Here is a 13,555-nt window from a genome sequence, read left to right as displayed (position 1 = left end):
AAGCAAGTTACTCTGCTCCGCAACGCTTGAGCAGCATTTCAAACAGCTGGATACCCAGGTCGATTTCTTCCTCGGTAATCATCAGCGAAGGCGCCAGCGTAATCACGTTTTTCTCGTAGCCACCGATATCCAGCACCAAGCCATACTGCTTGTCACCGATCAGCAAATCGCCTTTCAGGCCTTCGTTAAACATGCGGTCAGCCAGGGCACGACTCGCGGTGAAACCGTCGCTCTCGCACAACTCGATTCTGAGCGCCAGGCCCAGACCGCTGACATCGCCCACGCATTTCCAGCGCGACTTCAGCTCATGCAAACGTTTGAGGAAATGCGCACCACGTTGACGCACATGCGGCTCAAAATCAGACTCTTGCGTCATCTTCAACACTTCGAGCGCCACGGCAGTGCCGAGCGGATTCGAGGCAAAAGTAGAGTGGGTTGAGCCTGGTGGGAATTTTTCAGGCGAGATCAATTCTTCACGCGCCCAGATGCCGGACAGCGGATTCAGGCCGTTGGTGATCGCCTTACCAAACACAAAAATATCCGGCACGATGCCAAAGTTTTCCCAGGACCACAATTTACCGGTACGGTAAACGCCCATCTGAATTTCGTCGGCCACCAGCAACACATTGCGTTTTTTCAGTGAAGCTTGCAGCTTTTGCATATATCCTTCAGGCGGAATAATGTAGCCGCCGGTCCCCTGCATAGGCTCAATATAAAACGCGCCAAATTCACACTGTTTGGATTTTTCATCCCAGAAAGACTGGTATTCGGTTTCAAACAGTTTTTCAAACTCTTTGTGGCAATAGGTATCGCAAGTTTCCACTTTCATGTCATACGGACAACGGAAGCAGTATGGATACGGCACAAAGTGCGCGCGGTCAGCAAAGTTGCCAAACCGGCGGCGGTAACGGTAGCTGGAAGTAATCGCAGAGGCGCCCAGTGTACGGCCGTGGTAACCGCCCATAAATGCAAACTGATGTGTTTTACCGGTATGGTTACGCACCACTTTCAAGGAGTCTTCAACCGCTTGTGCCCCGCCGACGTTGAAGTGAACGCGACCTTTGACCCCATACTTTTCTTCCATGTAGCGGCAGATGATTTCTGCCAGCTCGACTTTTTCCTTGTGCAGGTATTGGCTGGCCAGTTGAGGCAAGGTATCAATCTGCTTCTTCAGTACATTGGCAATGCGCTCATTTTTGTAGCCGAAATTGACAGCGGAATACCACATTTGCCAATCGAGGTATTTCACCCCTTTTTCGTCATACAAAAAGCTGCCATCACAGCCCTCAAACACTTTCGGGGGATCGGCATAGTTCACCGTGTCACCATGTGAACAGTACTGATTGTTCTTATCAAGAATTTCTATAATTTTTTGGTCCATAATGAAATCGCCTCACTAGGCTGTTTGGTGGGTAAGGGTGGTTGAAATCTGACATTCGGGCCAGTCTTGCAAGACGGCCACGACATCGTCAAAGGTAGAAAACGGAATAAAAGGAATCTGGTTTTTTTCGCAATGCTTGACCAGTGAGCCTTTGGCAAATACCACATCAGCGCGTTTGGCCAGACAGGCGTCTGACTTGCCATCGCCGATCAACACCACTTTTTCGCCAGGATAGGCGCGCTGGGCCGTGGCAATCGCACATTTGCAATTGCCGTTGCCGCCCGCACAATCAGGCTGACGGTTAGGGAAAGTCATGCGGATGCCTTTGGGTTCAAAGTTCAGGCGATTGGCAAACACCGGCAGCTCAGGAAAGGCGGAATGTTGCATGGAAACCTTGATCGCATGATCCAGGCCATCGCTGGCAATCACCACACGCGCAAACTGGCGGGCAAAGCTATGAAACTGGCAAAAGCTACGGTCTAGCTCTATGGTGCGGAAAAAACTTTCGAGGGCAATGTGATCGGCCTCAACCAGCGCCAACTGGTTGCTCATGCAGGTGACGGCATCGATCTCGCCCGCCAGCCACGACTGCTCATACTGCTGCCAACGGTCATCGGCAAACTTCTCCAGCAAGGCATCAATCGTGTCCGACTTTGAAATGGTGCCATCAAAATCCACAATAAATAACATCACCCTCTCCTTATTTTTCGACAACAGCAATCTGGTCCGAACAGCAGGCCTCTCCTGTTGCGCCTACCAGTCAATCTTGGTTACGGCGTCATCATGCAGTCAAATTCTTACGAAACACTTACAGTCATTCAGTGGCCAAATTGATGTAAGCAAGCTGTAAGTAGGCATGAGGCAAGCTAGCAGTAATCTTGAAGCAGGACTCAGATGAATGCGTATTTTGTTGGTTGAGGATGATGTGGTACTCGGTGATGCCGTCGTGCAATCGCTAGTCAATGCAACCTATGCGGTTGACTGGTTCAGAAATGGCAAGGACGGTGTACTGGCGGCACAAGCACAAACCTATGATCTGGTGTTACTGGATTTGGGGTTGCCGTTTTTAACCGGCTTTGAAGTCATTCAGCGCTTGCGCAACAGCAAACAATCCGTCCCTATCATCGTGCTAACAGCGAATGACAACCCGGATGATATCGTCAACGCCTTTGACATGGGCGCGGATGATTACCTGATCAAACCATTCAGACTGCCCGAGCTGGCTGCCAGAATCCGTGCCCAGATCCGGCGCGTGAATGCGCACTACTCCTCCAAGATTACGATAGGTCCACTGGAACTGGACACCAAGGAGCATAGCGTTCACCTCAAGGGCGAGAAACTCAGTGTGTCGCCACGCGAGTTTTCCTTACTGGAAACCCTGGCCAATAAATGCGGCAAGCTGGTGACCAAAGAGGCGCTGATTGAAAGCCTGTGCAACTGGGAACAGGATATCGGCCAGAATGCGATTGAGGTCTATGTGCACCGCTTGCGCAAAAAACTGGGCGACGGCGAGGTCTGCATTTCCAACGTACGCGGTCTGGGCTATATCATGGAACAAAAAAATCCATGAATCGACTGTTCAAATTGAGCCAGGGCCGCACCCTGCGCAAACAGTTATTCTTGTGGGTGACCATCCCCATGTTCATCCTGGTGCCGCTGGACACCACCATTTTGTACAAGGTAGGAAGCCACTTTATTGAGCAATCGTTTGATGAGATGCTGGAGGATATTGCCAATGACGTGATCGCCATGATCAGCGAATCCGGCAAGACCCCGGAAAATTTCAGAATGAGCACGGAATCACAAACAGTGCTTTTTTCAGACAAGGATGATAAAACCTATTTTGCGATTTACGACGCGCAAGGCCATTATTTAAGTGGCGACCCGACACTGCCCTTTAAACACAAGGACAGCTTGAATCATCGTCATTTACGCTATGCCAGAGCGCATGGCGAGGTCGTGCGATTGCTTAATCAGAAAAGCACGATCGTCGATCGTCAGAACCAGCCGCTCATGTACTCTGTGTTGATTGCCGAAACCGTGCACAAACGTAATGACTTGCGCAGCCGGATTCTATTTGCCATCGTCCTGCCACAGTTGCTCCTGCTGCTGGTCTGCAGTGTCATGCTGTTAGCCGGGGTGACCAAGGGTCTACGGCCACTGCACGAGCTCAACGAAGAGATCGCCAAACGCTCCAGCACGCAACTGGACCCGGTCATGCTCAACAACGTGCCCGAAGAGGCCATGGTGTTGATCAACTCGATCAATCTGCTCATGGGCAGGCTCAATAACGCCATCCTGGCGCAGAACCAGTTTATTGCCGATGCCGCCCATCAATTGCGTACCCCATTGGCGGGCATACAGGCGCAACTGGAGCTGGCATTGCGCCATGAGAAGGCCAAGGACCAGTCTCAACACCAGCTGGGCATGATCAGCGAAAGCGTGAGCAAGCTCACACATATCGTCAACCAGTTGTTGCGGCTGTCAAATAACCAGCCTGAAGCCGCTAACGTGATTGCGCTCAAACCTGTCAATCTGCTGGCCCTGGCCCAAGATGCCTGCGTGGAAGTGATTCATTTTGCACTGAAAAAAAATATAGATCTGGGACTGGAATCCAGTGGTGCCGGGCCTTTGCCAGACTTCACCATCCATGCCGACAAGCAACGCCTGAAGATTCTGCTGGTCAACCTGCTGGACAATGCGGTGCGCTATACACCGGAAGGGGGCAAGGTGACGCTGTCTGTGATTGCCCAGGAAAAATGGACGGAAATCCAGGTGGAAGACAACGGTATCGGCATCCCGGAAGAAGAGCATGCCATGGTGTTTGAACGCTTTCACCGCGTGCTCAACCATTCACAGGAAGGCAGTGGCTTGGGCTTGTCCATCGTCAAGGAGATTGTGGCGCTGCATAGTGCCAGCATCACCGTTAGCGCTGGCGCACAGGGCATAGGCACGTTGATGAGGGTGCGGTTTCAACGGCCAGACGCTGGCGGCCCGGCCAAGCTGAGCTAAGGTGTGATGCACTTCGCTAGGTCTGATGCACTATGCTGGGAACAGTATGGGCTGAAAGCGAGCGGTTGCTGGCCATCCAACCCACCCTGGCATCATGCTCCATCTTGATAGGGAGAACGATCTTACGATTTGATTTTACGTGCTGGCCGACTCGGCGGATTCAGCGTGGCATATAAATTAATCAGGCTGCGTTGCTGACCATCAGAACACAGCTGAAAATGAATCAGGTACTGCTTGCCGACGCGGATAAACTGGTGGGCGGCCTGAATCTCTTCTAGCGTCAATATCGGGTTTTCGCCGACATTAGTGGCCACGTCCAGCGCATTGCCTTGCCAGTCAAACTTGATTTTCTCAGGCGTCATGCCACTTTCACTATAGGCCACGGTTTTGATTCTGGCCATGGTGACTTGCTGCTGGCAGTCAGGCGACACCTCATCCAGATTCACCAGCGCAATGACGGCAGGCTTGCTTGTGGATTTGCTACCGTGCTTATCCTCAGTCACCGTCATGGCACTGATCACTTTGGCACTATCGCTGGAAGCCAGTGCAAAAGAGACCGGCCACCAAAGACTAAACAGGCAACTTCCTGTGACCAGCCAGGCTGCTCGACACTGTTTGATCCCGCCCATGACTGCGCCCTCCTGCAGGTTAACTCATTTGCACTCTGCCATTCACACTGGCGGACTTGCCTATTTTTGATTTGAAATAATATACGCGCATTTTGACGCTCGCCAAGCACTTTTATACTTGTCAATCACGCATGATCCGACTGCGCGCTGCGTCAGCCTTTTCTGACTGGCAGTCACGACAGAGGCTGATAGTGCGCATGCCAGGCTTTTTTTATCATGAGCATGTATTTAACCAATTGGGAAAGGTCGAACATGCTTTATTACGCACTCTTGTTTCTGGTCATTTCATTTATCGCCGGGCTCTTGGGGTTTAGAGGCGTTGAGTCGGGCGCGGCCACCATCTCCAAGGTATTTTTCTTTATTTTCCTGCTGCTGGCCATCGGCATTGCGCTGGCAACGGTGCTTGGCATCAGTATGATCGCTTAATATCCATTCAACCCTGGCAGCGGACACCACCTTCCGCTGCGGGTACACGTCCTGATCCATACGTCAGGACGTGTTTTATCTTTACGCTGCCTGGGGATAGCGGCGATAATAGGGCATGGTTTCTGGTCACCGCTCTACTCACACGCCCACTGTACTTGATCCACAGGCACTCAGTTTGTGGATGGATTCCTTAGCGCAACGGTTTACGGCTGATGAATTGACACAAATACGGCAGGCGGCTGAGCTGGCAGCGTCTCTGTATGCGCAACACCATGCCATCAACCGTTATCCCCTATTGCAACATGCCTTAGAAACGGCCTCTACCCTCTCGGATATCCACATGGATGCAGACAGCCTGACTGCCTGCATTCTGTATGCCGCGCCAGACTTTCTTGATGACTGGTCCGTCCACTTATCTACCCGCTTCAATCCGTGCGTTGTCAGTCTGATAGAGGGTATTTCGCGCATGTCACAGATCCATGCCTTGAGTGAAATGGATGGCTTGCACCATGCGGACGCCAAAGCGGACCACAAACAGAATGACCGCGCGCAACAATTGGAAGCGCTGCGCAAAATGCTATTGGCCATGGTGCAAGATATCCGGGTCGTGTTGATCAAGCTGGCAGAGCGTACCCAGTTATTACGGCATTTGTCTGGCGCCAGCCCTGAGCAACAAGTGCAGATTGCCCGCGAGAACCAGAGTATCTTTGCCCCGCTGGCCAACCGCCTGGGCGTGTGGCAACTCAAATGGGAACTCGAAGACTTATCCTTACGCTACCTCGAACCGCAGCTGTATAAAGAAGTGGCGAAAATGCTGGACGAACGGCGTGTGGATCGTGAACAGTATATTGCAGAGGTCGTGCAGCAGCTGCAGCATGAACTGACCCAAGCGGGCATTCAGGGGGAAGTGAGCGGGCGGCCAAAACACATCTACAGCATCGTGAAAAAAATGCGTAGCAAGCATCTGCAATTTAACCAGCTGTATGATGTGCGTGCGGTACGCATCATGGTGCAAGATGTGAAGGACTGCTATACCGCACTTGGCCTGGTGCATCACTTGTGGCAACCGATTCCCGGTGAGTTTGATGACTATATTGCCCGCCCCAAAAGCAACAACTACCGGTCACTGCACACCGCTGTCAGCGGCCCTCGTGGCCTTGCAGTGGAGGTGCAGATCCGCACGTTTGAAATGCACCAGCATTCCGAGCTGGGCGTTGCCGCACATTGGCGCTATAAGGAAGGTGGAAAATCCGACGCGAAATTCGACGAAAAAATTGCCTGGTTGCGCCAGATCCTGTCCTGGAAGGATGAGGTCGCTGATCACGGTGATTTGCTGGAGCAATTCAACAATGCGTTATTGCAGGACAAAGTATATGTGCTGACACCACAAGGCAAAGTCATGGACTTGCCTAAAGGTGCCACCCCCATAGACTTTGCTTACGCTTTACACACAGACCTGGGTCATCGTAGCCGCGGCGCGAAAATCGACGGACAGATCGTCCCCTTGCATACCAAGCTGGAAAACGGCCAGCGGGTGGAAATCCTGACCGCCAAACATGGCGCCCCCAGCCGAGACTGGCTGAACCCTGCGCTCGGCTTTTTGCAAAGTGCCAGTGCGCGCGCCAAGGTTCGCCACTGGTTTAAATACCAGCATTTTGAAGAAAACGTCGCCCAGGGCCGGGCTAAATTGGACAAAGAGTTACACCGGGCCGGAGCCAGCAGCCTGCCGCTTGAAAAAGTAGCACAAAAACTGCAGTTCCAGAAACTGGAAGATTGCCTGGCAGCGATTGGCCGCGGCGATATCAGCGAACACCAGATTGCCATCACCATTCAGGGGGAATTGACACCGGTTGCGCAAGGCAATGCGCCAGCCATCATCAAGCGCCCCAGCGCCTCTCAGGTGAACCATGCGGGCATTATGATTGAAGGCATAGGCAATGTACAAACCACCATGGCCAAATGCTGCAAGCCGGTGTCGCCAGAACCGATAGTCGCGTATCTGACGCGCAACCACAGTGTGACCATCCACCGCCAGGCGTGCTCGTTTATTACGCGGCTCGACCAGACACGCCACAACCGTCTGCTCAATGCGCAATGGGGCAATAAACAATCTGGCGTATACGAAGTGGATATTGTGCTGGAAGCGAATGACCGTCAGGGATTGTTGCGTGACATCAGCGAGCTGTTTGCGCGTGAAAAAATCAATACCACAAAAGCGAACACGCTCAGCCGCAACCATGTGGCGCTCATGCACTTTACGGTGGAACTGGTTGACCTCGACCAGCTAGAGCACTTGCTGGCAAGGCTCAAGCAAGTGCCAGGCGTGATCATGGCCCAGCGACAGACCTAAGCCACGTTGAATGATGACATCATGAAACAGGAGAATCCAGCACATGTCTTACCTCGATGACCCACGGGTTTATTTTGCGGCAGAACGGACATTGCTGGCCTGGCAACGTTCAGCCATTGCCCTGATGGGGCTGGGCTTTGTGATTGAGCGTTTTGGCTTGTTTATGCAGCTCATGGCACAGGGGCAGCCAGTGTCGCCCTCCCAAAGCATGTTATCGCTCTATCTCGGGGTTGGATTTATTCTGCTGGGGGCCTGTACGGCAATCTTGTCTGCCATCCAATTTCTGCTGTTTTACCAATCGCTCAGCACACAGGAAAAACCACGTGGTCACGTTTACTGGCTGCCACCGGCAGTCAACTTGTTCCTGGCGGTCTCTGCTGCGGCATTAAGCGGCTGGTTAGTGTTTACTCGCTAGCCTTTCCAGGCTCAGATAAACTGGATTGGGAGATTTACGCCATCATCATTTTTCTGCTGCGGCCCTCATGGCAATATTGACCTGATCCCCATCGTTGAGACCATCTGGCGGGTTTTCTACCACCATATCCGTGCTTGTCAGTCCAGACTGCACTTCCAGTTGCTTACCCAGGTCACGCGCAATGGTAATCGTTTTTAAAGTCACCTTGCGATCTTTACCAACGGTAGCCACCTTGAGGCCATTCTGGTCAAAAATCAGTGCACTGGCAGGAATGCTCAGGCGCGCGACGGCATCATTGAATAGCAGATTGACATTGGCAAAGCCCCCAGGCAAAAAACGGCCCGCCGCATTATCCACCAGTAACTGTACCAGCGTTGTACCAGAGGACGCATTGATCGCACCTGAAGTTGATTGTATCGTGGCCTCGAACGCTTCACCCGCGGCTTCCGGTACGGTAAACCTGGCTTTGTCACCGGTCCGGATCTGACCGACATAATTTTGTGGCACATTGATATAGAGGCGCAACTTGCGTGTGTTGGACACTTCAAAGAGCGGCAACACCGTCGCACTGCTACTGCCCGCATTAATCAGCGCGCCAGTGTCGGTATTGCGCGCTGTCACTGAGCCGTCAAACGGCGCCACGATACGGGCAAAACTTTTGAGGGCGAGCAACCGGTTGACATTGGCTTCGGCCGCCTTCACGATCGCCTGCTTGCTTTGCAAGTCTCCCACTTTTTCATCCACCGCCTGACGGGCAATCGACTGCGTTTTTAGCATCTCCTGCCAGCGCTTGGCCGTGGTTTCTGCCAGTGCCACATTGGCTTGCGCACTGGCGAGATCGGCTTTGGCTTGCAACAATTCCTGATCCAGATCCGGCGTCTCGATCTCGGCCAGCAATTGCCCACTTTTCACCCGCGTGCCGATATCGGCTTTCCAGGATTTGAGATAGCCACTGACGCGCGCATAGATCGGTGCTCGTGCGTAGGCCTCAAATCGCCCTGGCAAGATCAGGCTGCCCCCTTGGTCAGACTGTGCAGGCGTGTGGATACTGACCGTCGGAATCGACTGCTGGTCGGTCCAGGCCTTGACGCTGGCGTCATGGCTGTGACGGCTGCTGATGCCCGCAATCACAATGCCACTGGCGATCAGGGCCAAGATCAGGCCTGCCAGCTTGAGGCCCCGGCTGGCCGTGGGTGGATTACTCATGGATAGGGTCTCCTGAATCACTGACTGGCCCTGAAACACTTGCCTCAGGGGAAGCCTGTCGTTTTTGATGAATCGCACTAAAGACAACGGGCACAAACAGCAGGGTGGCGACGGTGGCAAACAGCAGGCCACCGATCACAGCCCGGCCCAACGGCGCATTCTGCTCGCCGCCCTCGCCCAGGCCCAAAGCCATGGGGGTCATGCCGATGACCATGGCCAGCGCGGTCATGAGTACCGGCCTAAAGCGGACGAACCCCGCCTCCAGCGCCGCAGCAGTCGCATCTTGCAAGACGGCCAGCCGTTCGCGGGCAAAACTGATCACCAGCACACTATTGGCCGTCGCCACCCCCATACACATGATGGCGCCGGTCAGGGCGGGCACCGACAAAGGAGTGAAAGTCACAAACAACATCCAGACGATACCGGCCAGCGCCGCTGGTAAAGCTGAAATAATCACAAACGGGTCACTCCAGGATTGCAGATTAACCACAATCAGCAGGTAAATCAGCACAATGGCGCCCAGCAGCCCAAAGAACAGGCCGGTAAATGCGCTTTGCATGGTCTGCACCTGGCCCAGCATCACCACGCTGGCTGCTTTAGGCACTTGCGCTTGCGTGTCCTCCAGAATCTTGCGGATATCGGCGGCCACCGCCCCCAGGTCGCGGTCCTGCGTGCTGGCATGAATCTGCACCATGGGCTGGATATCATATTGGCTGATGACAGCATTGCCGACACTGCGTTTAAATGTTGCCAACCCACCCAATGTCTGCAGCGGCGCATCCGCGCCACCTATCGGCAGGTTGGCCAGCGTGTTGAGGCTATCGAGCTGGTATTGCGGGGTTTGCAGCACAATCGGGTAAGTGACGCCATTAGCAGAGTTCAACCAATAGGTCGGGGAGACTTGCGAACTGCCCGCCAGGTTCACCACCAGGCTATTGGTGACGTCGCGCGTACTGATGCCCAGCTCCTGCGCACGGGTTTTATCGACGGTAATGTCAAAACCGGGACGCCGACGCGACTGCTGGATACGCGCATCGACCACACCCGGCACTGCGCGGATGCGCGCCAGCAACTGGTTGGCATAGACAAAATCTTCGGCCAGCTTGCCGCCGCGAATCTGGATGTCAATCGGCGCCGGTGAGCCAAAGTTAAGGATCTGGCTGACGATATCCGCCGGTGGAAACGAAAAAGTGGTATCCGGAAACTGCTTGGGCAAGACTTCACGCAAGGTGCGGACATATTCAGCCGTCGGCGCATGCTCCGGCTTAAGCGCAATCTGGATATCGCCATCATGCGCGCCAGTGAGGCCGGTGTTGTTATAAGTCATATTGATACTGCTGATCGGCATGCCGATATTATCAACAATGGTGAGGATTTCCTCGGGCGGGATCACCTGTTTGATGGCTGCCTGTATCCGGGCAAAACGGTTGGCGGTGTCTTCAATACGGGTGCCCACCGGTACGCGGGCATGCATGAGGATTTGGCCGCTATCCACCGCCGGAAAAAAGTTACGCCCCAGCCCGGGCAATAATAAAAATGACAGCATGACCAGCAACATAAAGCCGATCATAAACAGTCGGCGGTGGGCAATCGCCAGGCTCAGCAAGCCATGATAGCCCTGCCGGAGCTGCTCAAAGTGGGTTTCAAAGTGTTGCTGGAACCTGACCAGCGGATTGCGGCTGGCTGGGCGGTGTTCACCTGCGACATGTGGTTTGAGCAAGTAATTGGCCATGGTCGGGACCAGGGTCCGTGACAAAATAAACGAGCTGACCATGGCAAACATGACGGCTTCGGCCATGGGCACGAATAAAAAGCGCGACACGCCCTCGAGAAAAAACATGGGCACAAACACGATACAAATACACAGCAGCGACACAAACGCAGGCGTCACAATCTGTGCGGCACCATCGAGGATGGACTGCTCGACCGGCTTGCCTTGCTCCAGGTGCCAGTTAATATTTTCAATGGTCACGGTGGCCTCATCGACCAGCAAACCTACCGCCAGGGCGAGGCCGCCCAGGGTCATGATATTGAGCGTCTCGCCTATGGCCGACAGTCCCATCACCGCCCCCAGGATAGACAAGGGGATGGAGGTGGCAATGATCAGCGACGAGCGCCAGCTGCCCAAAAATAGCAGGATCATGAGGCTGGTGAGCACCGCCGCCAGCACGCCTTCAAACACCACGCCTTCAATCGCCGCACGCACAAACAGCGACTGATCGTTGATCGGCGTTGCCACCAGCGTCTCAGGCAGGGCAGGCTTGATTTCTTCCAGTTTGGCCTTGATGCCATCGACAATATCCAGCGTTGAGATGGCACCGTTTTTGAGGATGGTCATTAGCACCGAACGGTTGCCATCCACATGCACGATATTGGTTTGTGGCGGGTTGCCATCACGAACCTGGCCGATATCACGCATATAGACGGTGGCGCCATTGACCACCTTGACCGGGATATTGGACAGCTCGTCAATTTGAGTGACGGCATTATTCAGGTTCAGCGTGTATTCAATGCTGCCAATTTTTTGTGTCCCCACCGGTACGATCATATTGTGCGCAGCCAGCGCATTGGCAATATCCTGTGCCGACAAGCCACGGGCCTGCAACGCGGCCGGATTCAGGTCAATCTGGATCTGCCGGCTTTTGCCGCCATAGGGAAATGGCACGCCCGCACCGGGCACCGTGACCAACCGGATACGCACGGCATTCAGGCCCAGGTCTGCCAGGTTCTGCTCGGTCAGCCCTTTACCAGACAAGGCAATCTGCAAGATGGGCACCGTGGAGGCGTTATAGTTAAGAATCAGCGGCGGCGTGGTGCCGGCGGGCATCTGCCGCGTCACTGTTTGCGAAATCGCCGCCACCTGCGCATTGGCGGTGGCGATATTGACGCCCATATGGAAAAAGATTTTGACGATGGCAAACCCATTGTATGAATTGGCCTCGATATGCTCAATATCGTTGACGGTGGTGGTCAGGCTGCGCTGATATAGCGTACTGATGCGGCCCGCCATGTCATCTGGCGGCAAGCCATTGTATTGCCAGGCCACCGCTACCACCGGGATACGGATATCCGGAAAAATATCCACCGGGCTGCGCAGGGCAGACAAAGTACCAAAAATCAGAATCAGCAGCGCCATCACCACAAAGGTGTAAGGCCGTTTGAGGGCAATGCCAACCACATTAAACATGCGCGTCCTTTGCTGCGGTGATGGCAAAACCGGCATCCCGCCAGGCATCAATGCCGCCGCTTAACGGGCGGATATTGCGATAGCCACGCCGAATCAGTTTTTTTGCCACTTTGGCTGCGGTGACCTCATTCGGGCATGAGCAGTACAAAATAACGGGCGCATCTTCATCAATATCCAGCGTCAATTGGTCCACATCTTCCAGCGTGACAAACTGCGCCCCCGGAATCCAGCCGTCTTCTATCAAGTGCGGGGCACGCGTATCCAGAATCACCGGCGCCGCATCACTGGCGATCAGTGTATGCAATTCTTCGACACTGATCCGCGCCATGCGCAGGCTTTTGAGAAAGCGTTGCCGGTCCCACCATTTGACCGCGATAAACGCGGTCAACAGCAGTAAAACCAGCCCGGTGCCCCATTTACCCATTTCGACCAGCGTCAGCATCAGCTCGTCAATGGCAGAACTGAACAGATTGCCCAACCACAATGCGGAGCCCGACCATAGCAGCGCGCCCAGGCCATCCATAAGCGCAAACAGCCAATAAGGCGTGCCGGATGATCCGGCCAGCGCACTCGAAATTGAGGCAAAGCCCGGGATAAATTTGCAGACCAGCAACGCGGGCGGGCCGAATTTCAGATAAAGCGCCTCGGTTTGTCGCACACAGGTGTCTGGCGACAAGGAGATTTTGCATAACTTGCCCATGACGCGCTTGCCATATTTGCGCCCGGCGCGGTACCAGATGGAGTCTGCCAGCAAGGCTGCCACCAGCGCCACCAGCAACATGGCCGCCCAGGAATACTGGCCATTGCCGATCAAGACACCGGCCAGCAGCAAGGTGGGATAGGCCGGTAAAGGCAAGCCCATCTGCTCCAGAAATACACTGGCAAACACAATCAGCAAGCCATATTGCTGAATCAGCTCAAGCACGACATTCATAACAGTTCTTTTTTA

At 54.0% G+C, this 13,555-nt stretch carries 11 protein-coding genes; 5 read left to right on the top strand and 6 right to left on the bottom strand.

Features of this window, described 5'->3' with window-relative positions:
- Positions 1 to 7 precede the first annotated feature (7 nt).
- Together INP77_RS12425 and INP77_RS12420 are read right to left on the bottom strand one after the other, a co-directional pair.
- On the bottom strand, positions 8 to 1,381 hold the full coding sequence (locus INP77_RS12425; protein WP_194749364.1) for an aspartate aminotransferase family protein: 1,374 nt from the start codon (positions 1,379 to 1,381) through the stop codon (positions 8 to 10).
- A 15-nt stretch (positions 1,382 to 1,396) separates the two neighbouring features.
- Complete coding sequence (locus tag INP77_RS12420; protein WP_194749363.1) at positions 1,397 to 2,071, bottom strand: MtnX-like HAD-IB family phosphatase; 675 nt, start codon at positions 2,069 to 2,071, stop codon at positions 1,397 to 1,399.
- Positions 2,072 to 2,279: 208 nt separating this feature from the next.
- Between INP77_RS12420 and INP77_RS12415 the strand changes: the two genes are divergently transcribed.
- Complete coding sequence (locus INP77_RS12415; RefSeq protein ID WP_194749362.1) at positions 2,280 to 2,951, top strand: response regulator transcription factor; 672 nt, start codon at positions 2,280 to 2,282, stop codon at positions 2,949 to 2,951.
- Entirely contained in the window at positions 2,948 to 4,393 is a 1,446-nt protein-coding gene (locus tag INP77_RS12410) for a sensor histidine kinase (RefSeq protein WP_194749361.1), read from the top strand. Before INP77_RS12415 ends, INP77_RS12410 begins: the two co-directional genes overlap by 4 nt.
- 122 nt (positions 4,394 to 4,515) lie before the next feature.
- Here the strand turns inward: INP77_RS12410 and INP77_RS12405 are convergent, their stop codons facing one another.
- Positions 4,516 to 5,022: a hypothetical protein gene (locus INP77_RS12405; RefSeq protein ID WP_228518916.1), complete on the bottom strand. Its 507-nt coding sequence runs from the start codon at positions 5,020 to 5,022 to the stop codon at positions 4,516 to 4,518.
- Positions 5,023 to 5,274: 252 nt separating this feature from the next.
- On the opposite strand from INP77_RS12405, the gene INP77_RS12400 reads away from it, so the two are divergent.
- The 3 genes from INP77_RS12400 (at position 5,275) to INP77_RS12390 (ending at position 8,213) form a co-directional block, all read left to right on the top strand.
- Entirely contained in the window at positions 5,275 to 5,448 is a 174-nt protein-coding gene (locus tag INP77_RS12400; RefSeq protein ID WP_194749360.1) for a DUF1328 domain-containing protein, read from the top strand.
- A gap of 115 nt (positions 5,449 to 5,563) precedes the next feature.
- A complete protein-coding gene (locus INP77_RS12395) occupies positions 5,564 to 7,798 on the top strand; it encodes a bifunctional (p)ppGpp synthetase/guanosine-3',5'-bis(diphosphate) 3'-pyrophosphohydrolase (RefSeq protein ID WP_194749359.1) in 2,235 nt (744 codons plus the stop codon).
- Between the two features lie 43 nt (positions 7,799 to 7,841).
- On the top strand, positions 7,842 to 8,213 hold the full coding sequence (locus tag INP77_RS12390) for a YidH family protein (protein WP_194749358.1): 372 nt from the start codon (positions 7,842 to 7,844) through the stop codon (positions 8,211 to 8,213).
- A gap of 45 nt (positions 8,214 to 8,258) precedes the next feature.
- On the opposite strand, the gene INP77_RS12385 is transcribed toward INP77_RS12390, so the two are convergent.
- The 3 genes from INP77_RS12385 to INP77_RS12375 are packed head-to-tail and all read right to left on the bottom strand — an operon-like array spanning position 8,259 to position 13,540.
- Positions 8,259 to 9,419, bottom strand: a complete 1,161-nt coding sequence (locus INP77_RS12385) for an efflux RND transporter periplasmic adaptor subunit (protein WP_194749357.1) — start codon at positions 9,417 to 9,419, stop codon at positions 8,259 to 8,261.
- Positions 9,412 to 12,606, bottom strand: coding sequence for an efflux RND transporter permease subunit (locus INP77_RS12380; RefSeq protein WP_194749356.1), 3,195 nt, complete (start codon positions 12,604 to 12,606; stop codon positions 9,412 to 9,414). Before INP77_RS12380 ends, INP77_RS12385 begins: the two co-directional genes overlap by 8 nt.
- Positions 12,599 to 13,540, bottom strand: coding sequence for a DedA family protein/thiosulfate sulfurtransferase GlpE (locus INP77_RS12375; protein WP_194749355.1), 942 nt, complete (start codon positions 13,538 to 13,540; stop codon positions 12,599 to 12,601). The genes INP77_RS12380 and INP77_RS12375 overlap by 8 nt, the downstream gene beginning before the upstream one ends.
- Positions 13,541 to 13,555 lie beyond the last annotated feature (15 nt).

Origin of the sequence: Methylophilus sp. 13 (assembly GCF_015354335.1) — a bacterium.
Lineage (GTDB): Bacteria > Pseudomonadota > Gammaproteobacteria > Burkholderiales > Methylophilaceae > Methylophilus > Methylophilus glucosoxydans.
Note: the sequence above shows the minus strand (reverse complement) of the source record. Positions and strands in the feature narration are given on the sequence as shown.